The sequence below is a fragment of the Streptomyces sp. NPDC033165 genome (assembly GCF_055577965.1).
Genome location: NZ_JBVIPK010000014.1, coordinates 88,655 through 113,733, shown reverse-complemented (window position 1 = coordinate 113,733; position 25,079 = coordinate 88,655). Strand labels below are relative to the sequence as shown.

General features: G+C 73.3%; 22 protein-coding genes and 1 pseudogene. 12 read left to right on the top strand and 11 right to left on the bottom strand.

Annotation, left to right across the window (positions count from 1 at the left end; translation table 11 throughout):
- Positions 1-130 precede the first annotated feature (130 nt).
- Positions 131-1,303: an elongation factor Tu gene (tuf, locus tag ACZ5WC_RS27400; RefSeq protein ID WP_468543298.1), complete on the top strand. Its 1,173-nt coding sequence runs from the start codon at positions 131-133 to the stop codon at positions 1,301-1,303.
- A gap of 63 nt (positions 1,304-1,366) precedes the next feature.
- Entirely contained in the window at positions 1,367-2,212 is an 846-nt protein-coding gene (locus tag ACZ5WC_RS27395) for a spermidine synthase (protein ID WP_468543297.1), read from the top strand.
- Positions 2,213-2,241: 29 nt separating this feature from the next.
- Here ACZ5WC_RS27395 and ACZ5WC_RS27390 read toward each other — a convergent pair whose 3' ends face one another.
- A complete protein-coding gene (locus ACZ5WC_RS27390) occupies positions 2,242-3,330 on the bottom strand; it encodes a DUF8017 domain-containing protein (RefSeq protein ID WP_468543296.1) in 1,089 nt (362 codons plus the stop codon).
- A 134-nt stretch (positions 3,331-3,464) separates the two neighbouring features.
- Here ACZ5WC_RS27390 and ACZ5WC_RS27385 point away from each other — a divergent pair, with 134 nt between their 5' ends.
- On the top strand, positions 3,465-3,902 hold the full coding sequence (locus ACZ5WC_RS27385) for a DUF4442 domain-containing protein (protein ID WP_311122795.1): 438 nt from the start codon (positions 3,465-3,467) through the stop codon (positions 3,900-3,902).
- Positions 3,903-4,074: 172 nt separating this feature from the next.
- Here the strand turns inward: ACZ5WC_RS27385 and ACZ5WC_RS27380 are convergent, their stop codons facing one another.
- Complete coding sequence (locus ACZ5WC_RS27380; protein WP_468543295.1) at positions 4,075-4,605, bottom strand: gamma carbonic anhydrase family protein; 531 nt, start codon at positions 4,603-4,605, stop codon at positions 4,075-4,077.
- Positions 4,606-4,766: 161 nt separating this feature from the next.
- On the opposite strand from ACZ5WC_RS27380, the gene ACZ5WC_RS27375 reads away from it, so the two are divergent.
- Together ACZ5WC_RS27375 and ACZ5WC_RS27370 are read left to right on the top strand one after the other, a co-directional pair.
- Positions 4,767-5,522 (top strand): acyltransferase, encoded by a 756-nt coding sequence (locus ACZ5WC_RS27375; protein WP_468543294.1) that lies wholly within the window; start codon positions 4,767-4,769, stop codon positions 5,520-5,522.
- A gap of 146 nt (positions 5,523-5,668) precedes the next feature.
- Positions 5,669-6,241 (top strand): helix-turn-helix domain-containing protein, encoded by a 573-nt coding sequence (locus ACZ5WC_RS27370; protein ID WP_468543293.1) that lies wholly within the window; start codon positions 5,669-5,671, stop codon positions 6,239-6,241.
- A gap of 41 nt (positions 6,242-6,282) precedes the next feature.
- On the opposite strand, the gene ACZ5WC_RS27365 is transcribed toward ACZ5WC_RS27370, so the two are convergent.
- Positions 6,283-7,107 carry an AAC(3) family N-acetyltransferase gene (locus ACZ5WC_RS27365; protein ID WP_468543292.1) on the bottom strand — a complete coding sequence of 275 codons (825 nt, stop codon included), beginning with the start codon at positions 7,105-7,107 and terminating at the stop codon, positions 6,283-6,285.
- Positions 7,108-7,146: 39 nt separating this feature from the next.
- Complete coding sequence (locus tag ACZ5WC_RS27360; RefSeq protein WP_468543291.1) at positions 7,147-7,581, bottom strand: CoA-binding protein; 435 nt, start codon at positions 7,579-7,581, stop codon at positions 7,147-7,149.
- A gap of 83 nt (positions 7,582-7,664) precedes the next feature.
- On the opposite strand from ACZ5WC_RS27360, the gene ACZ5WC_RS27355 reads away from it, so the two are divergent.
- From ACZ5WC_RS27355 to ACZ5WC_RS27345, 3 genes are all read left to right on the top strand, one after another.
- The gene (locus tag ACZ5WC_RS27355; protein ID WP_311118644.1) at positions 7,665-8,291 is read left to right on the top strand and encodes a YigZ family protein; all 627 of its coding nucleotides are present in this window, start codon (positions 7,665-7,667) and stop codon (positions 8,289-8,291) included.
- A gap of 203 nt (positions 8,292-8,494) precedes the next feature.
- Complete coding sequence (locus ACZ5WC_RS27350; protein ID WP_468543290.1) at positions 8,495-9,664, top strand: exonuclease SbcCD subunit D; 1,170 nt, start codon at positions 8,495-8,497, stop codon at positions 9,662-9,664.
- Complete coding sequence (locus tag ACZ5WC_RS27345; RefSeq protein WP_468543289.1) at positions 9,661-12,807, top strand: AAA family ATPase; 3,147 nt, start codon at positions 9,661-9,663, stop codon at positions 12,805-12,807. Before ACZ5WC_RS27350 ends, ACZ5WC_RS27345 begins: the two co-directional genes overlap by 4 nt.
- Positions 12,808-12,829: 22 nt before the next feature.
- Here the strand turns inward: ACZ5WC_RS27345 and ACZ5WC_RS27340 are convergent, their stop codons facing one another.
- The gene (locus ACZ5WC_RS27340) at positions 12,830-13,276 is read right to left on the bottom strand and encodes an Lrp/AsnC family transcriptional regulator (RefSeq protein WP_030811699.1); all 447 of its coding nucleotides are present in this window, start codon (positions 13,274-13,276) and stop codon (positions 12,830-12,832) included.
- Between the two features lie 94 nt (positions 13,277-13,370).
- On the opposite strand from ACZ5WC_RS27340, the gene ACZ5WC_RS27335 reads away from it, so the two are divergent.
- Entirely contained in the window at positions 13,371-13,877 is a 507-nt protein-coding gene (locus tag ACZ5WC_RS27335) for a rhodanese-like domain-containing protein (RefSeq protein ID WP_468543288.1), read from the top strand.
- 163 nt (positions 13,878-14,040) lie between these two features.
- Here the strand turns inward: ACZ5WC_RS27335 and ACZ5WC_RS27330 are convergent, their stop codons facing one another.
- A complete protein-coding gene (locus tag ACZ5WC_RS27330) occupies positions 14,041-15,729 on the bottom strand; it encodes a DUF885 domain-containing protein (protein ID WP_468543287.1) in 1,689 nt (562 codons plus the stop codon).
- A gap of 67 nt (positions 15,730-15,796) precedes the next feature.
- A complete protein-coding gene (locus ACZ5WC_RS27325; RefSeq protein ID WP_468543286.1) occupies positions 15,797-16,285 on the bottom strand; it encodes an Lrp/AsnC family transcriptional regulator in 489 nt (162 codons plus the stop codon).
- Between the two features lie 60 nt (positions 16,286-16,345).
- Here ACZ5WC_RS27325 and ACZ5WC_RS27320 point away from each other — a divergent pair, with 60 nt between their 5' ends.
- Positions 16,346-17,566 carry a trans-sulfuration enzyme family protein gene (locus ACZ5WC_RS27320; protein WP_468543285.1) on the top strand — a complete coding sequence of 407 codons (1,221 nt, stop codon included), beginning with the start codon at positions 16,346-16,348 and terminating at the stop codon, positions 17,564-17,566.
- On the opposite strand, the gene ACZ5WC_RS27315 is transcribed toward ACZ5WC_RS27320, so the two are convergent.
- From ACZ5WC_RS27315 to ACZ5WC_RS27305, 3 genes are all read right to left on the bottom strand, one after another.
- The gene (locus tag ACZ5WC_RS27315; protein ID WP_468543358.1) at positions 17,493-18,929 is read right to left on the bottom strand and encodes a GNAT family N-acetyltransferase; all 1,437 of its coding nucleotides are present in this window, start codon (positions 18,927-18,929) and stop codon (positions 17,493-17,495) included. The two genes, ACZ5WC_RS27320 and ACZ5WC_RS27315, sit on opposite strands and share 74 nt — an antisense overlap.
- Positions 18,930-19,157: 228 nt before the next feature.
- Positions 19,158-20,753 carry an alkaline phosphatase D family protein gene (locus ACZ5WC_RS27310; RefSeq protein WP_468543284.1) on the bottom strand — a complete coding sequence of 532 codons (1,596 nt, stop codon included), beginning with the start codon at positions 20,751-20,753 and terminating at the stop codon, positions 19,158-19,160.
- A gap of 404 nt (positions 20,754-21,157) precedes the next feature.
- Entirely contained in the window at positions 21,158-21,988 is an 831-nt protein-coding gene (locus tag ACZ5WC_RS27305; protein ID WP_468543283.1) for an alpha/beta fold hydrolase, read from the bottom strand.
- Positions 21,989-22,126: 138 nt separating this feature from the next.
- Between ACZ5WC_RS27305 and ACZ5WC_RS27300 the strand changes: the two are divergent.
- Together ACZ5WC_RS27300 and ACZ5WC_RS27295 are read left to right on the top strand one after the other, a co-directional pair.
- Positions 22,127-22,543, top strand: a pseudogene (locus ACZ5WC_RS27300) (sigma factor); the annotation flags it as partial.
- A gap of 267 nt (positions 22,544-22,810) precedes the next feature.
- Positions 22,811-23,578 carry a GntR family transcriptional regulator gene (locus ACZ5WC_RS27295; protein WP_468543282.1) on the top strand — a complete coding sequence of 256 codons (768 nt, stop codon included), beginning with the start codon at positions 22,811-22,813 and terminating at the stop codon, positions 23,576-23,578.
- A 329-nt stretch (positions 23,579-23,907) separates the two neighbouring features.
- Here the strand turns inward: ACZ5WC_RS27295 and ACZ5WC_RS27290 are convergent, their stop codons facing one another.
- Positions 23,908-25,065: an ROK family protein gene (locus ACZ5WC_RS27290; RefSeq protein ID WP_468543281.1), complete on the bottom strand. Its 1,158-nt coding sequence runs from the start codon at positions 25,063-25,065 to the stop codon at positions 23,908-23,910.
- Between the last annotated feature and the right edge of the window lie 14 nt (positions 25,066-25,079).

Here is a 25,079-nt window from a genome sequence, read left to right as displayed (position 1 = left end):
TGCCGCGGCGCCCATCGGCGGCGCCCGAAGCTGACCCTCCCCCGACAGTCCGGCGGACCCCGCAAGGGGAGGGTCGGCGGGGCCCTGGGGTCTTCTCTTCATCAGCTTCGCGTTCTCAAAGGAACCAGCCATGCCCAAGACGGCATACGTGCGCACCAAGCCGCACCTCAACATCGGCACCATGGGCCACGTCGACCACGGCAAGACCACCCTCACCGCCGCCATCACCAAGGTCCTCAGCGAGCGCGGCGGCAGCACCTCCTACGTGTCCTTCGACCGGATCGACCGGGCCCCCGAGGAGGCCCAGCGCGGCATCACGATCAACATCGCGCACGTCGAGTACGAGACGGACACCCGCCACTACGCCCACGTCGACATGCCCGGACACGCCGACTACATCAAGAACATGGTCACGGGAGCGGCGCAGCTCGACGGGGCGATCCTCGTCGTCTCCGCGCTCGACGGGATCATGCCGCAGACCGCCGAGCACGTCCTGCTGGCCCGTCAGGTCGGCGTCGACCACATCGTCGTGGCCCTCAACAAGGCCGACGCGGGCGACCCCGAGCTGACCGACCTGGTCGAGCTGGAGGTCCGCGACCTGCTCTCCGCGCACGGATACGGCGGCGACGCCGTGCCGGTGGTCCGGGTCTCCGGGCTGAAGGCGCTGGAGGGCGACCCACGCTGGACGGCGGCGATCGAGGGGCTGCTGGACGCCGTCGACACGTACGTACCGATGCCGGTGCGCTACACCGACGCGCCGTTCCTGCTGTCCGTCGAGAACGTCCTGACCATCACCGGCCGGGGCACCGTCGTCACCGGCGCCGTCGAGCGCGGCACCGTCCGCGTCGGCGACCGGGTCGAGGTGCTCGGCGCGGACGTGGAGACGGTCGTCACCGGTCTGGAGACCTTCGGCAAGCCGATGGAGTCCGCGGAGGCCGGGGACAACGTGGCGCTGCTGCTGCGCGGGGTGGAGCGCGACCGGGTCCGCCGCGGCCATGTCGTGGCCGCGCCCGGCAGCGTGAGCCCGAGCCGCCGGTTCACCGCGCAGGTCTATGTGCTGTCGGCGAAGGAGGGCGGCCGGACCACCCCGGTCGCCACCGGCTACCGGCCGCAGTTCTACATCCGTACGGCGGACGTCGCCGGCGATGTCGACCTCGGCGACGCGGCCGTCGCGCGCCCAGGCGACACCGTCACGATGACCGTGGAGCTGGGCCGTGACGTCCCGCTGGAGACCGGTCTCGGCTTCGCGATCCGCGAGGGCGGCCGCACGGTCGGCGCGGGCACGGTCACCGGCCTGCTCTGACGGTCCGCCCGCCCGCCACCCCCGAGTTCGGGGGTGGCGGGCGGCACCGGCGACAATGGAGGGGTGAACGAGCCGATACCCGTCATCCGCGACGTCGACTGCGGCACCGCCCGGCTGCTTCCGGACATCGACCGCGGCCGGGCCTGGCTGCTCACCGTCGACGACGCGCCCCAGTCCTACGTCGACCTGGACGACCCCACCCACCTGGAGTTCGAGTACGTACGGCGGCTCGCCCACGTCGTGGACGGGGCGGCGGAGCCGGGCGCTCCGCTGGAGGTCCTGCACCTCGGCGGCGGGGCGCTGACCCTGCCGCGCTATGTGGCCGCGACCCGGCCCGGCTCGCGCCAGGACGTCGTGGAGGCGGACCGGGGTCTGCTGCGGCTGGTCGGGGAACACCTGCCGCTGCCCGACGGCAGCGGGATCACCGTGCACGCCGCCGACGCCCGGGCCCGGCTGGAAGCGGCGGCCCCGGCCAGTGCCGACCTCCTGATCGCGGACGTGTTCGGCGGCTCCCGGGTGCCCGCGCACCTCACCTCCGTGGAGTACGCGCGCGCCGCCGGGCGGGCACTGCGCCCCGACGGCATCTACGCGGCCAACCTGGCCGACAGCGCCCCGTTCGCCTTCCTCCGCTCCCAACTGGCCAACTTCTCGGCCGTTTTCCCGGAGGTGGCGCTGATCGGGGAACCGGCCGTGCTGCGCGGCCGGCGCTTCGGCAACGTCGTCCTGCTCGCCTCGCACGCCCCGGTCGACGCGGCCCCGCTCACCCGGCGCTGCGCCGCCGACGCCTTTCCGGCCCGGGTCACCCACGGCGAGGCGGTGACCCGGTTCATGGGCGCGGCCCGCCCGGTGGCCGACGCGGACGCGGTCGCCTCGCCCGAGCCGCCGGACGGGGCCTTCAGCGTCGGCTGAGACGCGGACGTGCGGCGGCCGGGCGCGGGTCAGCCGGTGGGCGTGCCGGCCAGTCGAACGGTGCTCAGGATCTTCTGGACGGTCGTGTCCGGAAGCTCGTCCTTGACGCCCGCGTTCGCGTAGAGCACCCAGGTCGAGAACTCGTCCTTGGCGTTCTTGAAGGTGAAGGCGATCGACTTCCCGTCGGTGTCGCACTTCTCCTTGTTGCTCAGCTCCAGGGCGGTGGCTTCCACGACACTGCCCGACAGGCCCGACTTCGTGGTGTAGGCCTCGGGCTTGCCGATCTTGACCTTGCTCTTGGGGTCCGTCTGGGCGTAGGCGCCCCACACCCAGTTGGCGGCCTCGTTCCGGGCGGCCTCCTCGGCGCTCTTGGCGCCCTGGGCGCCCTTCGTGCCGACGCCGGCCAGCCCGGTGCTCTCCTCGCGGCCGTCCCCGTCGGAGTCGTCGACGCACCACTTGCTCTTGTAGTAGGCGGGTGCGGAGAAGCCCACGACCGGCGGGCCGGTGGGGTCCTTGACGTCCTCGAAGCCGGAGAACACGCCCGTGCCCGCGACCTCCCAGTCGCCGGGCACGTCGAACTGCGTGCCCCACTTGGGGTTGGTGACGACCTTCCAGCCCGCGATGAGCGGCTTGGGGTCCCCGTCGGAGCCCCGCGGGTTCTCCGCCGGCGCGGCACTGGTGTCCGATTCGCTGGGCTTCGCACTCGGCGACGCGGACTTCTTGCCGTCGGCGACGGACTTGCCGTCGTCGTCCTTGCCGAACACCAGGAAACCGGTCACGCCCGCGGCCACCACGACCGCGAGTGCCGCGACGATCGCCACGATCGTCGTCTTCTTCTTGTCGTCGCCGGGCTTCGGCCCGCCGGGCGTACCCGGGACCGCGTACTGCGCCACGGTCGGCTGCTGGTACGGATTGGGCTGCGGGTACCCCGGCTGCGCGCCGGGCTGGCCCTGCGGGTATCCGTATCCCGGCTCCCCGGGCTGCCCCGGCTGGCCCTGCGGCGGATATCCCGGTTGCTGATAGGGATTCGGCTGCTGGTACCCCGGCTGCTGGTACGGGTTCTGGTTCTGGTCCTGCGGGTTCTGCTCGCCCCCGGGCGGCTGCTGTCCTGGCCACATGGCCAGTAACCATAGAGGGGCTACGTGTCCACTGCTACGGCCGCCCCTGTCCCAGTGCTGTTCCGGTGCTGTCACGGGGGGATGGCCAAACCTGGCTACTCGTGAGTAACCTTCGGTCCATGAGCGCTGAACAGATGACCGTCGGCGAGATGCTCGTCGCGACGGTTCCGATGGCCCGGACCCTCAACCTCGAATTCCTGGAGTCGACCCCGGAGCGTGCCGTCGTCCGGTTGCCGGACCAGGCGGACTACCACAACCACGTCGGCGGACCGCACGCCGGAGCGATGTTCACGCTTGCCGAGTCCGCCAGCGGCGCCATCGTCATCGCCGCCTTCGGCGACCAGATGTCGCGGGCGGTGCCGCTCGCCGTGAAGGCGGAGATCGGCTACAAGAAGCTCGCCATGGGCGAGGTCACCGCGACGGCCACCCTCGGCCGCCCGATCGCCGACGTCGTCGCCGAACTCGACGCCGGGGAGCGCCCCGAGTTCCCCGTCGCCATCGAGATCACGCGTGCCGACGGCGCGGTCACCGGAGAGATGACCGTGGTGTGGACCCTGCGCCCCAACAGCTGAGACAGCACGCCGACGGCTGACGAACGGCGTCGGCGGCGGACGGACGGCGTACGGCCCCGGGCCGTACGCCGTTCACGCGTTTACGGCCCGGAGCGTTCATGGCCCGGAGCGTTCCGGGCCGGGCCCGGCGCGTCCCGGCCCGGAGCGTTCCTCACCGGCCCGGCGCGCGGCCTCAGGCCTCGTACGCCTGGCGGTGGGCCTTGGCCAGCTCCACGTACCCGGCGGCGTTGAAGCGGATGCCCTCGCGCTCCTCCTCCGTCAGCGGCCGCTTGACCGTGGCGGGCACCCCCGCGACGAGCGACCCCGGCGGGACCCGCATCCCCTGCGGGACGAGGGCCTGCGCCGCGATCAGCGAGCCCGCGCCGATGTGCGCGCCGTTGAGCACCGTGGCGCCCATCCCGACCAGCACGTCGTCCTCGATCACACAGCCGTGCAGCACCGCGTTGTGGCCGACCGACACCCGCGCGCCCACGGTCAGCGGGAACCCGGGGTCGGTGTGCACGCTGCAGTTGTCCTGGACGTTGCTGTCGGGGCCGAGCGTGATGGGGCCGCAGTCGGCGCGCAGCACGGCCTGGTACCAGACGCTGGAGCCCGGGGCGAGCGTCACCTCGCCGATCACCACGGACGTCGGGGCCACGAACGCGTCCACGGCGATGTCCGGCTCCTTGCCGCCCATGCCCGTGATCAACGCCTGCTCCGCCATCGCCTGCTCCTTCGCGCCGGTGTGGTGCTCCTGGGGCCCTCTCCGCCGGATCGGGCCGACTCACACGGTAGGTGACGGTTCCTGGCGTGCGCCGAGCAGTGGGGCGAACATCACAGGTCACCGCGCGGATCGCCGCCCGCGCCTCCGACTACCGTGAGCGCGTGCCGAAGAACCGAAACACGTTCTCCTTCCTCGCCCGCTGGCCGCGCCGTGCCGCCTCTCGCGCGGTGCACCGGGGCTGGGCGTGGGTGCAGGAGGCGGGCGCGGTCACCGCGGAACACCCCGGGCGGCTGCGGTTCGGCGCGATCGGCGAGGGCACCCGGCTCGCCTTCCCGCAGGGAACCGTCTTCGGGGAGCCGTGGATCGAGCTCGGTGCGCACTGCGTCATCGGCGAGCAGGTGACCCTCACGGCCGGGATGATGCCGGACCTGGACCTGGGGCCCGACCCCATCCTCACGCTGGGCGACGGCGTCGTGCTGGGGCGCGGCAGCCACGTCATCGCGGACACGACCGTGTCGATCGGCTCCGACACGTACTGCGGTCCGTACGTCTACATCACCTCGACGAACCACAGCTACGACGACCCGCACGAGCCCGTGGGCAAGCAGTGGCCCCGGATGGAGCCCGTGGCGATCGGCCCCGGCTGCTGGATCGGCACCGGCGCCGTGATCCTGCCCGGAGCCAGGCTCGGCCGGAACGTGGTGGTCGCGGCGGGCGCGGTCGTCAGGGGCGAGGTCCCCGACCACGCGGTGGTCGCGGGCGCCCCGGCTCGCGTCGTACGCAGCTGGGACCCGGAGACGGGCTGGCAGCCGCCGCTGCGCACGCCCGCACCCGTGCCCATCCCGGAAGGCGTCACGCCCGAGCAGCTCCTCGCCCTCACCGAGCTGGACGGGGCGCGGGACACCACCGGCCCGTGATCGGGGACGTACGCCGTGGGGCAGTGCCCTGCGGGGCGGTGCCATGTGGGGCAGTGCAATATTCTTGACCCCGGCATGCGCTGTACGCGACCGTGCCGCCCACACCTGGCCCCTTCACACTCCGCCATCCACCGCAGGGACGGAACGTGTCCGACCTCGATCAGCTCACCCGGTCGCTCGCCCGCAACCTCAAGCGCCGGCGGGGGGAGCGCGGCTTCACCCTCGACGTCCTCGCGGCCCGCGCCGGAGTCAGCCGTGGCATGATCATCCAGATCGAGCAGGCCCGCACGAACCCCAGCGTCGGTACGACGGTCAAGCTGGCCGACGCCCTCGGGGTCAGCATCACCACTCTCCTCGACCAGGAGCAGGACGCCCAGGTCCGGCTGGTGCCGCAGAGCCAGGCCGTCCGTATGTGGTCCACCGAAGCGGGCAGCTCCACGACGCTGGTCGTCGGGACCGAGGCCCGGGGCCCGCTCGAACTGTGGGCCTGGCGGCTGATGCCCGGCGAGGGCAGCACCTCCGACCCGCACCCCGAGGGGACCGTCGAACTGCTCCACGTGACCGAGGGCGAACTGACCCTCCTCGTCGAGGACCGGAGCTACCCCGTCCCCGCGGGCACCTCCGCCACGTTCCAGGCGCACGTGCCCCACGGCTACCGCAACGAGGGCGCCGAACCGACCGTGTTCACCCTGGCCGTCGCCGTCCCGCCCGCCCGCTGAGAAGCCGGGTGCGGTCGGCGGTGTCCGCCCGGCGGACGGCCTCAGCCGGGCGTCGCCGGCCGGTGCTCCGTGAGCCAGCCCGTGGCGAAGTCGACCGCCGCCCGCAGCCCGACGAGCCGGCAGGTGGCCGCCCCCAGCCGCGCCGTCCGTACGTCACCGTCGGCGGCGGCCTCCTCGAACGCCGCGCCCAGGGCCGCGAAGTCGCCGTCGTCCAGGGCGACGTCCTCGTACTCCCACCACTGGCGCACACCCCCGGGCGCCACCACGCATCGGTAGCGGCGGCGCGGCGGACCCGGCATGCGGTACTCGCCCAGGTGGAAGGCCGTACAGGTGGCGTAGCCGGTGCCGAGCAGCAGAATCCGGGCGTCCGCCTCGTACAGCCGGGCGAGCGGCGAATCCTCCCCGAGATGGCAGTCGGCCCGGTGGCCGCCGAGGAAACCCGCCGCACCGGGGCCGAGCGCGGCGAACGAGGTCTGTGGATGCGTGCTGCGCCCGGCGCCCGCCGCCGTCCGTACGGTCTCGGCCAGCGCGCCCATGGACGGCGCCGGGGTCAGCGCCGGGTCGAACGGGGGCATCGACGCCCGCACCGCCTCGCGCGCCTCGGCGTCCAGCCCCCGGACCCGCGCGCGGTAGTGCGGTGAGGTGTCCGAGTTCTCCGGGGTGAAGGCCGGGACCACCACCGTCCCCTCCGGCCCCACTGCCCGGCGCACCGCGCCCAGCACCCCGTCGGCCCCGCCCACGCCCGGGCCCACCGCCCGCAGCGAGGCGTGCACCAGCAGGACATCGCCGGGGCGCACCCCCAGCGCGGTGAGGGCCGCCGCCGTCAGGGCCCCGTCGAGCGTGTCGTGAAGGAGCGTGTGGTCCACGGCGGGAATCCTTCCCGCAGTGGGACGGGCCCCACACCCTCAGGCGTGCTCCGGCAGCTTCGGGATCTCGATCGCCGGGCACCGGTCCATGACCATGTCCAGGCCCGCCGCCCGCGTCCGCCCGTACGCGGCCCGGTCCACCACCCCGAGCTGGAACCACACCGCCTTCGCGCCCGCCGCCACCGCCTCGTCGGCGACCGCGCCCGCCAGCTCGCTGTTGACGAACACGTCCACCACGTCGACCGGGAAGGGAATGTCCGCCAGCGAGGCGTAGCCCTGCTCCCCGTGCACCGCCTCGGCCTTCGGGTGCACCGGCACCACCCGCTTCCCGAACCGCTGAAGGACCTGAGCCACCCCGTAGGCCGCCCGGGAGGGGTTGTCGGACAGGCCCACCACCGCCCAGGTGTCGCCGGTGTCCCGAAGAATCCGCCGGATCGTCTCCGCCTCTTGGCGTGCGTCTGTGTCTGCGTGCATGCCGGGACAACAGAAGGCCCCCGCCCGCCATTCCCGACAGGAGCGCCGGGAGCTGCCCGCGCGACGGGACATAGGGTGGGCGGATGCAGGAGCAGTACCGGACCGTCGCCCGCGCGGGTGTGCACGAGAGCGAGATCAACCGATCGCGTTTCCTCTGCTCCCTCGCCCCCGCCGCCACCGAGCAGGAGGCGCAGGACTTCGTCGCCCGCGTCCGCAAGGAGCACCCCACCGCCACCCACAACTGCTTCGCGTACGTGATCGGCGCCGACGCCGCCGTACAGAAGGCCAGTGACGACGGTGAACCCGGCGGAACGGCGGGCGTGCCGATGCTCCAGATGCTCATGCGGCGGGAGATGCGGTACGTCGCGGCGGTCGTCACCCGCTACTACGGCGGCGTCAAACTCGGCGCGGGCGGGCTGATCCGGGCGTACGGGGGAGTGGTCGGCGAGGCCCTCGACGCGCTCGGCACCATCACTCGGCAGCGCTTCCGGCTCGCCACGGTCCGCGTCGACCACCAGCGGGCGGGCAAGCTGGAGAACGATCTTCGGGCCACCGGCCGTGACGTCCGCGAGGTGCGGTACGCGGAGGCCGTGACCATCGAGATCGGGCTGCCGGACGCCGATGTGGCGGCTTTCACCGCCTGGCTGGCCGACGCGACCGCCGGGACCGCCGGACTGGAGCTGGGCGGCGAGGCGTACGGGGACGTGTGACCGGGGCCGGGGTGTGACCCAGGAGCTGGGCGCGAAAATCATGATCGATGCGGGTTCGGCGACCCGGCGGCGTTAGCGTGGTCGTTGCCGACGGCGCGACCGCGGACCGGCGGCGTGCGACCCACGGGGTGGAGGACGAGGACGATGCGGGCCGGTACCGGCGGAGTGACGGCGATGCGGGCGCGGATCGGCGGGGTGGTGGCGTGAGGCTTCTGCACACCTCGGACTGGCACCTGGGCCGGTCCTTCCACCGCGTCTCCCTGCTGGAGGCCCAGGCCGCCTACCTCGACCACCTCGTGGCGACCGTACGGGAGCGCGAGGTCGACGCCGTCCTCGTCGCCGGCGACGTCTACGACCGGGCCGTCCCGCCGCTCAGCGCCGTCGAACTGTTCGACCGGGCGCTGCACCGGCTCGCCGCCGCCGGCGTTCCCACCGTCATGATCTCCGGCAACCACGACTCGGCCCGCCGCCTCGGCGTCGGCGCCGGACTCTTCGAGCGGGCCGGAATCCACCTGCGGACCGACCCCGAGGGCTGCGCCACCCCCGTCGTCCTCACCGACGACCACGGGGACGTCGCCCTCTACGGGCTGCCCTACCTGGAACCGGCCCTGGTCAAGGACGCCCTGCGTGCCCCCAAGGCCGGTCACGAGGCGGTCCTCACCGCCGCCATGGACCGGGTCCGCGCCGACCTCGCCGCCCGGCCCGCGGGCACCCGCTCCGTCGTCCTCGCCCATGCCTTCGTGGCGGGCGGGGAGCCCAGCGACAGCGAACGCGACATCACCGTCGGCGGGGTCGCCGCCGTCCCGGCCGGAGTCTTCGACGGCGTCGACTACGTCGCCCTCGGCCACCTCCACGGCAGTCAGCGGGTCACCGAACGCGTCCGCTACTCCGGCTCCCCGCTCGCCTACTCCTTCTCCGAGGACGGCCACCGCAAGACCATGTGGCTGATCGACCTCGACGGCGACGGGAACATCGCCGCCGAGGAACGGATCGACTGCCCGGTCGAACGTCCCCTCGCCCGGCTCCGAGGCCGCCTCGACACCCTCCTGGAGGACCCGGCCCTGGACCGCCACGAGCACGCCTGGGTCGAGGCCACCCTCACCGACCCGGTCCGCCCCGCCGACCCCATGGCCCGCCTCGCCCGGCGCTTCCCGCACACCCTCAGCCTCGTCTTCGACCCCGAGCGGCCCCCCGAGGACCCCCTCGCCTCCTACGCCCAACGGCTCAAGGACCGCGACGACCACCAGATCGCCGAGGACTTCGTGGCCCATGTGCGCGGCGGCAGCGGACCCAGCGACCTCGAACGCACCGTCCTGCGCGCCGCGTTCGACGACGTACGGGTGGACGAGAGCGTGCGCGAGGTGTCCCGTTGAGACTGCACCGCCTCACCCTCACCGCCTTCGGCCCGTTCGGCGCCACCCAGGAAGTCGACTTCGACGCCCTCTCCTCGGGCGGACTGTTCCTCCTCCACGGCCCCACCGGCGCCGGGAAGACCTCCGTCCTGGACGCCGTCTGCTACGCCCTGTACGGGGCCGTCCCCGGTGCCCGCCAGAGCCCCGGCGCCTCCCTGCGCAGCGACCACGCGCCCGTGGACCTGCCCACCGAGGTCCAGCTGGAGCTGACCGTCGGCGGCCGGCGCCTCGAAGTCACCCGCAGTCCCGCCCAGCTCCGCCCCAAGAAGCGGGGCGACGGCTTCACCCCGGAGAAGGCGCAGAGCAGACTGCGCGAACACGACCCCGAGCGCGGCTGGCAGGCCCTCAGCAAGTCGCACCAGGAGATCGGCGAGGAGCTGACCCAGCTCATCGGCATGAGCCGGGACCAGTTCTGCCAGGTCGTGCTGTTGCCGCAGGGCGACTTCGCCCGTTTCCTGCGTGCCGACGCCGAGGCCCGCGGCAAGCTCCTCGGCCGGCTCTTCGACACCCGCCGCTTCGCCGCCGTCGAGGAGCGGCTCGCCGCACTGCGCCGGGGCGCCGAGGCCAGGGTGACCGCGGGCGACGAGAAGGTCCTCGCCCTCCTCCAGCGCATCGCCCAGGCCGCCGGACCAGCCGGGACCGAGGCCGCGCCCCCCGTGGTCCGGCCCGGCGAACCAGGCCTCGCCGACGCCGCCCTGGAATGGGCCGCCCTCGCCCGCAGCGCCGCCCGCGAACACCTCGACATCGCCCACTGCGTGCTCGCCGATGCGGAGGGGCGGCAGACCGCCGCCCGCCACGCCCTGGACGCCGAACGCGAACTGGCCCGCCTCCAGCAGCGGTACGAGGAGACCCTGGCGCGGGCCGCGGCGCTGGAGGAACGCCGCCCCGAACACGACCGCTGCCGGCAGCAGTTGGAGCGCGCCCGCAAGGCCGAGCGGGTCGCCCCCGCGCTGGAGCTGCGCGAGGAGGCCGAGCGCGCCCACCGGGCGGCGAGAGACGCCCTCGACACGGCCAGGGCGCGACTGTCGCCCGACCTCGTCGACGCGGGCGCCGAACAACTCACCGAGCTGGAGCACCGGTTCCGGCAGGAGCTGGGCGGCCTGGAATCCGCCCGCCGGGCCGAGCGGCGCAGCACCGAGATCGACGAGGAACGGGACCTGCTGGAGCGGGAGGCCCGCGCCGACGACGCGACCGTCCGCGACGTGGAAGCGTGGCTGGCCGACTGGGACGCCGTCCACACCCGGCTCCGGGAGCGCGTCGCGACGGCCCAGGAGGCCGCGACCCGCGCCGAACAACTCGCCGGACGTCTCGGCCCGGCCCGCCGCCGACTGGAGGCGGCCCTCCGTCGCGACACCCTGGCCGTCGAGGCGGAGACCGCCCGGCACGCCCTGTCCGAGGCCCGGGAACGCGCCCTCGACGCCCACGAGACCTGGCTCGGGCTGCGGGAGCGGCGGCTGCGCGACATCGCGGCGGAGCTGGCCGCCGGGCTCGTCGACGGCGCGCCCTGCACCGTCTGCGGCTCCCCGGACCACCCGGCGCCCGCCACCGAGGGCGACGGCCATGTCGACCGGGCCACCGAGGAGGCCGCGCTCACCGCCCACCGGCGCGCCGAGGAGGCCCGCGCCCGCGCGGAGCAGGCCCTCGGCCTCGTCCGCGAACGCCACGCGGCAGCCCATGCCGAGGCCCGCGAGGCGGAGAATTCGGTGACGGCAGGGGACGGGGCGGCGGCGTCCCCTGCCGCCGACGAGCACGCCGCGCGGGCGGAGCCGTCCGCGGACCTCCCCGCCGACCCGGTCCCCGCGCAGTCGGCGGAGCCCGCCGGCTTCCCGGCCGAGGCCGACTCCGGCCCGTCCGTCGCCGAACTCCGCCAGATCGTCGACCGGTTGACCGAGGAGCACGCCGAGGCGCACCGCCTCGCCGCCGGGACCCACGCCGCGCACGAGGCTCTCGACGCGGCCGAGCGCGAGCACCTCGGGCGGCTCGAACTCCGTCGGCAGGCCGAGCGCAGGGCCGCCGCCCGCACCTCGCGGCGCGAGGCCCTCGACCGCGAACAGGCCGGGCTGGAGGGCGAACTCGCCACGGCCCGGGCCGAGTCCGGCTCCGTAGCCGCGTACGCGGACCGCCTCACCCGCCGGGTCGCGCTGCTCGCGGACGCCGCCGAGGCCGTACGCGCCGAACAGGAAGCGGCCCAGCGGCGCAAGGAAGCCGACGACCGGCTGTCCGACGCGGCGTTCCGCGCGGGCTTCGACACCCCGCAGGCCGCCGCGGCGACCCTCCTCGACGCCACCGCCCAACGCGACCTCCAACACCGCATCGACGCCTGGCAGGCCGAGGCCGCCGCGGTCGCGGACCGCCGTGCCGAGCAGGACGCCCGCGCCGCGGCGGAGTGCCCCCCCGCCCGACCCGCCGCCGCACAGGGCGCGTTCGACACGGCGGAATGGCTGCTGCGCGAGGCCGCCTCCGCACTCGCCGCCGCCCGTGAGCGCTGCGCCGAGATGTCGCGCCTCTCGTCGCTGGCCGCCGACGAGGTCCGGCGGCTGGGCCCGGTGCGCCAGGAGTACGAGCGCGTCGCCCGGCTCGCGGGCCTGGCCGCGGGCACCTCCGCCGACAACGAACGCAAGATGCGCCTGGAGGCCTATGTCCTGGCCGCCCGCCTCGAACAGGTGGCGGCCGCCGCCACCGCGCGCCTTCGGCGGATGTCCTCCGGCCGCTACACCCTCGTCCACTCCGACGCCCGTACCGGCGGCCGCAGGGCGGGGCTCGGGCTGCATGTGGTGGACGCCTGGACCGGCAGCGAACGGGACACCGCGACCCTGTCCGGCGGCGAGACGTTCTTCGCCTCCCTCGCCCTCGCGCTCGGCCTCGCCGACGTGGTGACCGAGGAGGCGGGCGGCGTACGCCTGGACACCCTCTTCATCGACGAGGGCTTCGGCAGCCTCGACGACCAGACCCTGGACGAGGTGCTCGACGTGCTGGACTCGCTGCGGGAGCGGGACCGCAGTGTGGGCATCGTCAGCCACGTGGCCGACCTGCGCCGCCGTATCCCGGTCCGCCTCGAAGTGGTCAAGGAGCGGCAGGGCTCCTCGGTGCGCCACCGACTGTGACCCCCGCCGGGCGCACGCCCGTTCAGCGGCCGATCGCGCGGCGGGGGAGCGGCGAGGAGTAGACGATGCTCGTCGTGACGGAGCCCAGGGCGCCGATCCGGCCGGTGGTCTCCTCCAGATGCTTCATCGAGCGGGCCGTCACCTTGAGGACGAAACAGTCGTCACCGGTGACGTGGTGGGCCTCGATGATCTCCGGCGTGGTCTCCAGGAGGTCGTGGAACGGCTTGTAGTTGCCGTTCGGGTACCGCAGCCGTACGAGGGCGAGGATCGGCAGCCCGAGCCGTTCGGCGTCCACCACCGCCGCGTACCCGCTGATCACCCCCAGCTCCTCCAACCGCCGCACCCGCTCGGTCACGGCGCTCGGGGACATGGCGACGGCACGGGCGAGCTCGGCGAACGTCGCCCGTCCGTCGCGCTGAAGGACGTCGAGAATGCGCCAGTCGGTGGCGTCCGGGGAATAGTCGGTCATGGGTCGGATAGAACAGGGAAATCCCCGGCGGATCAAGAAGAGCGCCGGGAAATCCCACTTCCAGACCCCGGCCCGCGACCGTAAATTCATGGTCATGAACTCTCAGCCCGCACCCGCACCCGCATCCACGACTCGGTCCGACAATCCCGTGCTGCGCGTCGCGCCCGCCTCCCCCGCAGCCGCGGCCGCCTACTTCGCCGCCTCGCTCGCTTTCCACGCCGACGTCTCCGATGTCGCCTCCGCACTCGCCGCCGACGGCGACCCCGGGTTCGTCGTCGTGGACAGCCGTTCCACCGCGTCCTGGGACCAGGGGCACATTCCCGGCGCGGTACATCTGCCCACCGCCCTGATCCCCGAGCAGGCGGCGGCGCTGCTCGACCCGGCCGTGCCCGTGGTCACGTACTGCTGGGGGCCCGGCTGCAACGGCGCCACCCGTGCGGCCCTGGCCCTCGCTCGACTCGGCTACCAGGTCAAGGAGATGCTCGGCGGCTTCGAGTACTGGGCGCGCGAGGGGTTCGCCTTCGAGACCTGGGAGGGGAGCGGGCGTCGCGCCGCCGACCCGCTCACCGCACCGCTCGACGACGGCGAGTGCGGCTGCTGAGAGCAACTGCTGACCCGGCGTCACCGATGCCGCCCCGTCCGCGGGGTCACCGGCGCGGCACGGCGGCGGCCGGCGCCGCGAACAGCTCCCCGGCCGCCACCCCGCTGACCTGGCCCTCGCCGACTTCAACCACCCGGCACCGCCGGCGGCACCGCCGGCGCGGTCAGAGCCGGGACAGCTCGTCCACCAGATCGTCGAGACCCAGCGACCCCTGGGACAGCGCCGCCATGTGCCAGGCCTTGAGGTCGAACGCGTCGCCGCGCGCAGCGCGCGCGTTCTCGCGGCCCAACAGCCAGGCGCGCTCGCCCAGCTTGTAGCCGATGGCCTGGCCCGGCATGGACAGGTAGCGGGTCAGCTCGCTCTCCACGAAGTCGGCGGGACGCCCACTGTGGTTGCCGAAGAACTCCTGCGCCAGGCCGGGAGTCCAGCGCTCGCCCGGGTGGAAGGGGGAGTCCGCCGGAATCGTCAGCTCCAGGTGCATGCCGATGTCGACGATCACCCGGCAGGCGCGCATCATCTGGGCGTCCAGATAGCCGAGCCGCCGCTCCGGATCGGGCAGGAAGCCCAGCTCGTCCATGAGCCGCTCCGCGTACAGCGCCCAGCCTTCGGCGTTCGCACTGACCTGGCCGACCGACGCCTGGTAGCGCGAGAGGCTGTCGGCGACGTGCGTCCACTGGGCGATCTGGAGGTGGTGGCCGGGAACGCCCTCGTGGTACCAGGTCGAGACCAGGTCGTACACCGGGAAGCGGGTCTCGCCCATGGTGGGAAGCCAGGTGCGTCCGGGGCGCGAGAAGTCCTCGGACGGACCGGTGTAGTAGGGCGCGGCGGCCCCGCCGGGCGGGGCGATGTGCGACTCCACCTTCCGGACCCGCTCGGCGAGGTCGAAGTGGGTGCCGTCCAGAGCCTCGATCGCCTCGTCCATCAGCTCCTGGAGCCAGTCGCGGACCTCGTCCACGCCCTCGATGTGCTTGCCGTGCACGTCGAGGTGGGCGAGCGCCTCCCAGGGGCCGGCCCCGGGAAGCACCTTCTCGGCCTCGGTCTTCATCTCGGCGAGCAGCCGGTGGTACTCGGACCAGCCGTACGCGTAGGCCTCGTCGAGATCCAGGTCGGTGCCGTTGTACAGCCGCGACCAGCGCGCGTACCGCTCCCGGCCGACCGTGTCCGGCGCCCCCTCGATCGCCGGGGCGTACACATCGCGCATCCAGTCCCGCAGCGAGAGCACAGAAGCCGTCGCGAGCCGGGCCGCCTCGTCGAGCTCCGCCCGCAGGGCGTCGGGAGCCGAGGTGACGAAGTCCTCGAAGAACGCCGGGCTGTCGCTCTCGCCGCCCCACTCCGTCAGCTGCCCGATGAACGTGGCGGTCGCGCGCGGCCCCCCGTACAGCTTGCGTTCCAGACCGAGCGCGAGCGAGGCGCGGTACCCCTCCTGCGCGGCGGGCACGGCGCGCAGCCGCTCCGCGACCGCCGCCCAGTCCTCGTCCGTCCCGGTCGGTGTGATCGTGAAGACCTCGGTGATGCTGTGCGCGGGCGAGTGCAGGTTGGAGACGGTCCGCAGCCCCTCCTCGGCCTCGTGGACGGCGAGCTCCGCCGTCAGGCGCTCCCGCAGCAGGCGTCCGCAGCGCCGCTCGGCGTCACTGTCCGCGCCGGGCCGCCGCTCCGCGGCGTCCAGGTCCCGCAGCGTCTTGCGGATGAGGGCGGCGACCGCGGCCTGACCGGCCGGTGAGAAGTCGGGCAGGCGGTGCGAGCTCTCGGGCACACCCAGGTAGGTGCCGGTGATGGGGTCGAGTTCGATGATGGCGTCGACGTAGGCGTCGGCGACCTGACGGGGCAGCGCGCTGCTGGAAGTGTCTGACATGCGGACATCCTCGTATGACGGCACGCCCCCCGTCACCACCGTGGAGTACGGGACGTCCGAAAGACGATCACTCCTCGGGAGCCTGCCGGGGCGGCAGGAGCGGCCCGCAGTCCCACTGCTGGAAGACCAGCCGCGTCTCCACCCGAGCCACTTCCCGGCGCGAGGTGAACTCGTCCAGCACCAGTCGTTGCAGATCCGCCGTGTCGGCCACCGCCACCTGTACGAGATAGTCGTCGGGGCCGGTGAGATGGAACAGCGCGCGCGACTCCGGCAGGGCCCGGACACGGTCGACGAACGGCCCGATCAGCTCCCGGCGGTGCGGCCTGACCTGCACCAGGAGCAGCGCCTGAAGCCCCCGGCCCAGCTTCGCCGGGTCCAGCCGCAGCTGGTCGCCGAGGATCACCCCGGCACGGCGCAGCCGGGCCACCCGGTCCAGGCAGGTCGAGGCGGCCACGCCCACCTCGGCGGCGAGTTCCCGGTACGTCGTCCGCGCATCGTTCTGCAGGAGCCGCAGAATCTGTAGATCCACCGGATCGAGAGCGACTGAATCGGCCATGCGGCGAACGTAGCACGGGGGTGGACCGCTACGAACCGGTAACTGTTCAGAGTGACGCGCATGGAGAACGAAGTCTCGATGACGCCCCCTGCCGCCACCCCTTCCAGGGCGCTCGCCACCGAAGCCGTGCACGCCGGACGCGACGACCTCGCCTCCCTCGGCCTGCACGCCCCGCCGCTCGACCTGTCCACCACCTACCCCTCCTACGACTCGCGCGCCGAGGCCGAACGGATCGACGCCTTCGCCACCACCGGCGCACGCCCCGACGGGCCCCCCGTCTACGCCAGGCTGGACAACCCCACCACCGGCCGTTTCGAGACGGCCCTCGCCCGGCTGGAGGGCACCGAGAGCGCGGTCGCCTTCGCCAGCGGCATGGCCGCGCTCACCGCGGTACTGCTCGCCCGGGCGAGCCTGGGGCTGCGCCATGTCGTCGCCGTCCGCCCGCTCTACGGTTGCAGCGACCACCTCCTCGGCGCCGGACTGCTGGGCACCGAGGTGACCTGGACCGACCCGGCGGGCATCGCCGACGCGATCCGCCCGGACACCGGTCTGGTGATGGTCGAGACGCCCGCCAACCCGACGCTGGCCGAGGTCGACATCCGAGCCGTCGCCCAGGCCTGCGGCTCCGTACCGCTGCTCGTCGACAACACCTTCGCCACCCCCGTACTCCAGCGCCCCGTCGAACACGGCGCGCGGATCGTCCTGCACAGCGCCACCAAGTACCTCGGCGGACACGGGGACGTCATGGGCGGCGTCGTCGCCTGCGACGAGGAGTTCGCCGCCACGCTGCGCCAGGTGCGGTTCGCCACCGGCGGCGTGCTGCACCCGCTGGCCGGGTACCTGCTGCTGCGCGGCCTCTCCACCCTTCCGGTACGGGTACGGGCCGCCTCGGCCAGCGCCGCCGAACTCGTCCGCCGGCTCACCGCCGACCCGCGGATCGCCCGGGTGCACTACCCGGAGATCGGTGGCGCGATGGTCTCCTTCGAGGTGTACGGGGACCCGCACCGGGTGATCGCCGGGGTGCGGCTCATCACCCCTGCCGTCAGCCTCGGCAGTGTGGACTCGCTGATCCAGCACCCGGCCTCCATCAGCCACCGCATCGTGGACGAGGGAGACCGGCGGGCGTCGGGCGTCGGCGACCGGCTGCTGCGGATGTCGGTCGGCCTGGAGGACGTCGAGGACCTGTGGGCGGACCTGTGCCAGGCCCTCAGCGACGGTTCCGTTCAGCCGGAGCGGCCTGCCCACTCGCCCGCCGCTCGCCCGTCCCTGGCTCACTCGTGAGCTGCTCCCGCGTGAGCCGTTCGCTCCTCAGCCGGGCGGTGATGACGAGCGTGCCCTCCTCGATCTGATAGTCGAGGGGCAGTTCAAGCGCGCGCATCGCCGCCACCATGCCGGTGTTGCGGGCCTGCGTCACGGCGTAGACGCTGTCGCAGCCCGCCTCGTCGGCGAGGGCCACCAGCCGGCGCAGCAGCTCGGAGCCGATGCCCCGGCGCTGCCAGCCGTCCTCGACGAGGAGGGCGACCTCGGTCTCGTCCCCGTCCCACAGGAGGTGGCCCAGCGCCACCAGCTTTCCGGAGGCGGTCTGCACGGCCAGGGTGCGCCCGAAGCGGGGGCTCAGCAGATGGTCCAGATAGCGGTCCGCGTCCCCGACGGGACCGTGGTAGCGCAGCCCCAGGGTCTGCTGGGAGCAGCGGTCGTGCATGGCGCGGGCTGCGGCGAGATCGCCGCGGTCCGCGCGCCGTACGGTGATCTCGTTGCCCTCGGGCAGCGTGAGGATGTCCTCGCTGCGCGGCACCCGGGGGCCGAGGCGGGCGTCGAGCTCGACCAGGGCCCGGGCCCGGGCGAACTCGGTCGGTGTGAACGGCAGATAGGGGCGCTCCACGGAGATGACCCCGCCCGACGGGTCCCGCAGACGCATGACCGTCTCCTCCAGCACGCCTTCGACCGGGGCGCTCTCCCCGGTCGGACGGCCGGTGAGGGAGACGGCGGGCAGTGAGTGGATGGTGCAACGGCCCAGCAGCTGGCGCAGCGCGAGGGGAAGCTCGGCCGCGTCGAGAGCCGTCCGCGTGGCCAGCGACAGCACCCGCGTCGGGGTGTCGACCAGATCGTGGGCGTCCGCCCGCTCGATCCAGGTGGAGGAGCCGCCCGCGGCCGAGACCTGCCCGGTCAGCTGCTGCGCCTGGAGCGCGGCGGGCGCCCGCAGCAGGAACTCGTCGACCGTCCCGTCGGCGAGCGGGTGGGTCTGCAACGTGAGGATGTCGACCCGGAGCCGGGCGAGGGCCACGCACAGCGCGGCCAGACTCCCGGGGGCGTCGCGCACCGTCGTCCGCATCCGCCACAGCACCGTCTCCTCGGCGCCGGAGACCCCGCCCGCCTCCGTCCTCGTACCGGCGTCGGTATCCGTATCGGCCTCTCCATCGGCTGATGGGGGTGCGTGACTGTGCTTCCGCGCCCACCAGGTGTGGAACGCCGCCGTGGCCACCAGCGCGACCGCGGAGGCCAGGAGCAGATAGGGACCGTCGGGCTGGTGCCCGATCAGATTGGCGATCGCGTCGGCCACGGCCACGGCCGTGAACAGGGCGGCCAGCTCGATCAGGTCCCGCCGCCAGTGGTGCGTACGGCGGGCGCTCTTCGCAGATGTCACATCAGTCATACCCTCACTGTGAGGGAAGGGTGTTGCCTGATCACGAACGCCTTGTGACTGATGGGTTAAGTGTGGATCTGGTTGCCTATCGTCGCCTTTCAGTCAAATTCTTGGGGTCATATTTGACGTACCTGACCCCGTTTGCTCGGGGCCCAGTGGCAGCGCTCCCGGGCACGGGGGAGTCGGGGGACGGGGGAGTCGGGGGACGGCGAGGCCGCCCCCCGGCCGCTACTGCCCGACGCGGCCGGGCCGGAGCACCTTGGTGAACAGCACCGCCCCGCCCTCCGCCCGCAGACGCACCGTCAGGTCCGCGCTGTCGCCGTCGATCTGGACCTCGCCGAAATACTGCGGGGACTCCATCGGCGACACGTTGGCGCGGTCCGGGGCCCGCACGAAGACCCGGTCGGGCCCGAACGTGCCGTCCAGCCTGTTGGCCGGGAAGCCGCCCGCAGCCAGCGGGCCCGACACGAACTCCCAGAACGGGGCGAAGTCCTTGAACGCCGCTCGCTCCGGCGCGTAGTGCTGGGCCGAGGTGTAGTGCACGTCCGCCGTCAGCCACAGCGTGCCGGTGACCCTGCGGTGCTTGATGAACCGCAGCAGTTCGGCGATCTGGAGCTCCCGTCCGAGCGGCGCGCCGGGATCGCCCTGCGCCACCGCTTCGAAGTTCGCCGAGCCGTCCGGGACGACCAGGCCGAGCGGCATGTCGGCGGCGATCACCTTCCACACCGCCCGGGACGCGGCGAGTGAGCGTTTCAGCCACCGCAGCTGCTCGGCGCCGAGGATGCCGGTCGTGTCGTCCGCCTGCCGGTTCGGGGAGTTGGCGTTGCGGTGCGAACGCATGTCGAGGACGAACACGTCCAGCAGCGGCCCGTGGTGGACGACCCGGTACATGCGGGACGGCCGTGCCGAACCGTACGAGGGCGGGAGCGGGACGTACTCGTGGAAGGCCCGCACGGAACGCGCCGCGAGGATGTCGACGTTCTTCTCGGTGTAACGGGCGTCGTCGAGGATCTGGCCGGGATACCAGTTGTTGCGCACCTCGTGGTCGTCCCACTGCACGATGGAGGGCACTTGGGCGTTGAAGCGGCGGACGTTCGTATCGAGCAGGTTGTAGCGGAAGTTGCCCCGGTACTCGTCCAGGGTCTCGGCGACCTTCGCCTTCTCCTCGGTCATGACATTGCGCCAGATCCGGCCGTCCGGCAGCGTGACGCTCGCCTCCAGCGGCCCGTCCGCGTAGACGCTGTCGCCGCTGCACAGGAAGAAGTCCGGGTCCAGGCGGCGCATCTCCTCGTAGGCCCGGTAGCCGCCGATGTCCGGATTGATGCCCCAGCCCTGCCCCGCGATGTCGCCGGACCACAGGAAGCGCACACCGTCCCGGCGCCGGCAGGGAGCGGTACGGAAGGTTCCGTACACCGGGCGGCCGGTACGGCGCGGATCATCCGGGTCGGTGAGCGTGACGCGGTAGTGGACCTGCTCGCCCGCGGGCAGGCCGCGGAGGGGCGTCGTTCCGGTGTGGTCCGTTCCGGGGCCGATCAGCGGCCCGTGCCACCGGCGGGGCCGCCGGAACGAGGCGGTCGCCGAGGTCTCCACCAGCATCCGGGCGGGCCGATCCGACCGTACCCAGACCAGCGCCGACGAAGCCGTGACGCTTCCCACCTGCACGCCCCAGGACGCCTCGGGCCGCCCCGCCAGCGTCAGGGCGGGCGCGGCCGCCGGGGTCGCGGTCGCGGTCACGGGGGAGAGGGCTACCGCTGCCGGGGCGAGCAGCGAGCCGCGCAGGACGGCGCGGCGGCCGGGCGAGGGGATACGCGGGCGGTAGGGCATCGGAGCGCCTCCAGGAGGGTGGACGGGCGGTGCACCACGCCCCCGGGAGGCCGAGGCCTGCCCCGGGACCGGCGCCGGTCTCCGTCCATGCCTACTGCCCGGCGGCGGCCGGGGCCCCAACCCCGGGTGAACGGCGCCGGTCAGTCGGGTCCGGCGCCGCCGGGGCGCCGGACGGCCCCGCAGTGCCTGAGGCTGTTCTCAGCGCGGCGACGCCCCGGGCGATGTCGCCGGGGGTGAGATGGGCGTAGCCGAGGACGAGGGGCACCGCCCCGTCCTGCGGACCTGCCGTTCCGCAGTCGCTCCCGGTCGGCGCGGGCGTGGTCTACGGGTCCGGCGTCATCGGGCGTCGCACGGCCGCCGCAACACCGCGCTCCGGGCTGCCGCCGACGCCCCGGCGGGCCCGCTCAGCGGCTGGTGTCCAGGATGACGCGCGCGACCAGGGCGGGGTCGTCGTTCATCGGGACGTGTCCGCAGCCGGGCAGCCGGACGAGCCGGGCGTCGGGGATCACCCGCTTGGCACGGACCCCCTGCCTGCGCAGCAGGATCCGGTCCCGGGTGCCCCAGGCGACGGTGACGGGGATGCCCTTCACGTCATCGCCGAAGAAGGTGCCCCGACCGACCTCCAGCGTCTGGTGAAACCCGGTCGCTTCCCGAAGGGCGAGCGTCTCGGCGACGACGGCTTCCGGTGAACGCCGCGCAGGCCGGGCGTAGATGGTGCTGGTCAGGGCCGTGCGCCCGGCCGCGCTGCGCGAGAGCCGCTCGATCAACGGCACCGGCATCGCCAGCGCACTGCGACGCATCGCCCGCAGCGTCCCGAAGGCGTAACGCCGCTCCGCCTCGGTCCAGAATCCCGCCGGGGCCAGCGCGGTCACCGAGCGGACCAGGTCCGTGCGCCCCAACTCGAGCGCGAGCAGGCCCCCGAGGGAGTTCCCGGCCACATGGGGGCGGTCCAGACCGAGTTCGGCGCAGAGCGCCCCGAGGACCGGTCCGACGGTCCCGAGGTCGTACGGGACTCCGTCCGGCAGGGCGGGCGAGGTGCCGAACCCGGGGAGGTCCACGGCGATGACCTCCCGTTCGGCAGCCAGGATGCGCGTCACCGGATCCCAGGCCTGGAGGTGGTGGCCGATGCCGTGGAGCAGCAGCAACGGTTCGCCGGAGCCGGTTCGTTCGTAGGCGACCGATACCCGACGCGGACCGTCGGCCGTGTCGGCGGTGAAGGAGACCGTGGTGGTCATGCTGCTCCCTGCGCTGGAGTCGACATCCCGGAGTGGATAGACATCTCGTCAACAACAATTACCGTTGAGTAGCTTGCAGTTCAAGGGGCCGGGCGATTCCCGCTGGACAGCGATCGGCGCGGCGGCTGGGAGGGGCGGGTGACTGCAGGCATCGCGACCGCGCTCTTCGAGGAGCACCGGCCCGTTCTCACCGGCGTCGCCTACCGGATGCTCGGCCGCATCGCCGATGCCGAGGACGTGGTGCAGAAGGCCTGGCTGAGGTGGTCGGCCGCGGCACGCGAGGACGTCCGTCAGCCGCGTGCCCATCTCGTGCGGATCACCACCCGGCTGGCCATCGACCGCCTCCGCCACGTGCAGTCGCGCCGGGAGTCCTACGTGGGGCCCTGGCTGCCGGAACCGGTGGTCACCGACTTCGGCCCGGCCCTCCCGGACACGGCGGAACGCGCCGTTCGGGCCGACTCCGTCTCCCTCGCCGTGCTGGTCGTCCTGGAGTCGCTCTCGCCGCTGGAGCGCGCGGTGTTCGTGCTCAGGGAGGCCTTCGGTTTCCCGTACGCCCGGGGGCCACCTGTCCCACGGGTTCGCCGCGAGCCTGGTCTGAGCCCCGCCGTCGGCAGGATGGCGGGGCTTCGTGCTGCGCGCGCCTCACCGCACCACACCACGAACGTCGTGTGAACGCTCTGCGCCAGAGTTCCGGTTCGTTCCGTTACGGAATAAGGATTGGTCTTGACCAAGGGGGTGCACCGCCCTAGGGTCTCCACTTAAGACAGGAACCTTTAATAAATAACGTCGCGGAAAAGCCGCTGGGCGATTGCGGAGGACAGGGTGGGGACCACGCAGCTGGAATCGGTACAGGAGCCGAAGTACTGGCACCTCAAGACCGTGCTCAGTGAGGCACTCGACTCGGACTTCGCGGTGGGGGAGATCCTGCCCAACGAGCGGGACCTCGCGGCGCGGTTCGGTGTCGCACGCGCCACGCTCCGGCAGGCCCTGGAACAGCTCGAACTCGAAGGCCGACTCCAGCGCCGCCGTGGCGTCGGAACGACCGTCGCCCCGCCGCGCGTGGGTGTCGCCGTCTCCACGGGCCGCCGCGAAGGGACGGGCGGCGTCGGCGGCGAGGCCTGGCAGCCGGTCGACTGCACCATGGACAAGGCCCCCGCGGCGGTCGCCGCCATGCTGGGCACGGACTCCACCGAGCCCGTGCACGTGGTGCGCCGCATCCGTGCCACCCACGGTCAGGCGGTCGCGGCGGAGCTCCTCTACATCCCCGCCTCCTCGGCGCCCGAACTGTCCGCCATCGACGCCCCGGCCGGAGCCGTCCGCGCCCGGAGCGTGCTGCGCGAGCTGCACCGCCTCGGTCTGGAGGGCCAGGACCGTTCCGTCGAGCTCGGGTCGGCGCGCGCGGACGACGCCAAGGAGCTCGACCGGCTCCCCGGCGCACCCGTCCTGGTCGTCACCACCCGCTACTTCACCGCGGACGGCACGGCGGCCGTCTCCGTCGCCACCTACCGGGCGGACACCTGCCGCCTCACCTTCGGGGACTCCGGCGCGCTGGAGATCAACGAGGAAGAGCAGGAACGCCAGGCCTCGTGAGGCCCCGCGCCTCACGAAACGTCAGCCCCGGCCGGGCTGACCCGCGCTGGGCTTCGTGAATTGTCCGCCCTCCTGGTACACCGGGTCTCGTCAGGCGCAGGCCGCCTGACGCTCCAGCCCCATGACGCCCGGCCCGCCAGGTCACGACAGCCCGCTGCCGCGCCCGCTGATTCCGGAGGCCCCCACCCCTCCGGAATCAGCGGGCTGCGTAGTACACGCCCCGGGCACGACACCGGCCCGGGCACGACACCCGGCCCAGGTACGACACCGGCCCAGGTACGACACCGGCCCAGGCCCGTCCGGAAACTCCCGCGTCCTCAGTCCCGCGCTCAGCGGCGGCCCGTAGCCGCGCCCTCCACGGCGAAGAGCTGCTCCTCGACGTGGTCCAGGGCGATCCGGAGCGCGCCCGTCGCGACCACGGCCTCTCCGAGCAACGACAGAGTCACCCGTGGCGGACGCAGGCAGTAGCGGGCCAGCTCCTCGCGCAGGGGATCCAGCACCCCGTCCAGCCCGGCCGCCCAGCCTCCGACCACGACCAGCTCCGGATCGAGCGCCAGCACCAGCGCCGCCACATCGTGCACCAGCCGCTGAAGGAACCTTTCGACGGCCGCCTGAGCCCCCGCATCGCCCTCCCGGGCCTTGGCGAACACCACCGCCACCGCCTGCTCGTCCAGCGGTTCCAGCGGTGTGTCCGTCGTGGACAGCAGATGCTCCGGCGTCACCTCCCTGCCCAGCAGGTGCAGAGCGCCGATCTCCCCGGCCGCCCCGCCGAACCCCCGGTGCAACCGCCCGCCGATCAGGGACCCCGCTCCGGGGCTCAGCCCCGCCAGTACGAAGACGATGTCGTCGGACTCGGTGGCCGCGCCCTTCCAATGCTCGGCGACCGCGGCGGCGTTGGCGTCGTTCTCCACGAGAACGGGGCAGCGGAACGAACGGCGCAGCCGCTCCCCGAGCGCCAGGCCCGTCCAGTCCGGCAACGCCGTACCCAGCCGCACGGTCCCGTCGGCCTCCACGATCCCGGGGCTGCCCACACCGACCGCACGCAGGCTGTTCCGGGCCACCCCGGTCCGCCGCAGCACATCCGCGACAACCGCCCTGACCTGGTCGAGCCGGTCGTCGGCGGAGGCGGCTTCCGACACCGACCGGGAGCTCGCGCCGATGACCCGCCCGTCCAGCCCCGAGATCAGCACCGAAACCCGGTGCGGCCCGATCTCGATACCGAGGAGATGACCCGCCTCGGTGCGGAAGCGGAACCTCCGTGCGGGCCGCCCCTGGCGCCGGGCCTCACTCTCGTCGGGCAGTGCCTCGGCCACGAGGCCGACCTCGATCAGCCCCTCGACGACTCCTTCGACCGTCGGCCGGGACAGACCCGTTGTCCGCGTCAGGTCTGTCAGCGTCGGTGCACCGGCCCCCCGCAGGGCGTGCAGCACCACCGCGGAATTGATCCGCCGCAGCAGCGACGGGTCTCCACCGGTCAGCCGGCTCACGGTGTGTCCTTCCA

What these genes read in the sequence shown, in the direction of transcription:
- tuf (WP_468543298.1), top strand. Translation starts at nt 131, where the DNA reads ATGCCCAAGACGGCATACGTGCGCACCAAGCCGCACCTCAACATCGGC.
- ACZ5WC_RS27390 (WP_468543296.1), bottom strand. Translation starts at nt 3,330, where the DNA reads ATGTGGCCAGGACAGCAGCCGCCCGGGGGCGAGCAGAACCCGCAGGAC.
- ACZ5WC_RS27385 (WP_311122795.1), top strand. Translation starts at nt 3,465, where the DNA reads ATGACCGTCGGCGAGATGCTCGTCGCGACGGTTCCGATGGCCCGGACC.
- ACZ5WC_RS27380 (WP_468543295.1), bottom strand. Translation starts at nt 4,605, where the DNA reads ATGGCGGAGCAGGCGTTGATCACGGGCATGGGCGGCAAGGAGCCGGAC.
- ACZ5WC_RS27360 (WP_468543291.1), bottom strand. Translation starts at nt 7,581, where the DNA reads ATGCACGCAGACACAGACGCACGCCAAGAGGCGGAGACGATCCGGCGG.
- ACZ5WC_RS27355 (WP_311118644.1), top strand. Translation starts at nt 7,665, where the DNA reads ATGCAGGAGCAGTACCGGACCGTCGCCCGCGCGGGTGTGCACGAGAGC.
- ACZ5WC_RS27340 (WP_030811699.1), bottom strand. Translation starts at nt 13,276, where the DNA reads ATGACCGACTATTCCCCGGACGCCACCGACTGGCGCATTCTCGACGTC.
- ACZ5WC_RS27335 (WP_468543288.1), top strand. Translation starts at nt 13,371, where the DNA reads ATGAACTCTCAGCCCGCACCCGCACCCGCATCCACGACTCGGTCCGAC.
- ACZ5WC_RS27330 (WP_468543287.1), bottom strand. Translation starts at nt 15,729, where the DNA reads ATGTCAGACACTTCCAGCAGCGCGCTGCCCCGTCAGGTCGCCGACGCC.
- ACZ5WC_RS27325 (WP_468543286.1), bottom strand. Translation starts at nt 16,285, where the DNA reads ATGGCCGATTCAGTCGCTCTCGATCCGGTGGATCTACAGATTCTGCGG.
- ACZ5WC_RS27320 (WP_468543285.1), top strand. Translation starts at nt 16,346, where the DNA reads ATGGAGAACGAAGTCTCGATGACGCCCCCTGCCGCCACCCCTTCCAGG.
- ACZ5WC_RS27310 (WP_468543284.1), bottom strand. Translation starts at nt 20,753, where the DNA reads ATGCCCTACCGCCCGCGTATCCCCTCGCCCGGCCGCCGCGCCGTCCTG.
- ACZ5WC_RS27305 (WP_468543283.1), bottom strand. Translation starts at nt 21,988, where the DNA reads ATGACCACCACGGTCTCCTTCACCGCCGACACGGCCGACGGTCCGCGT.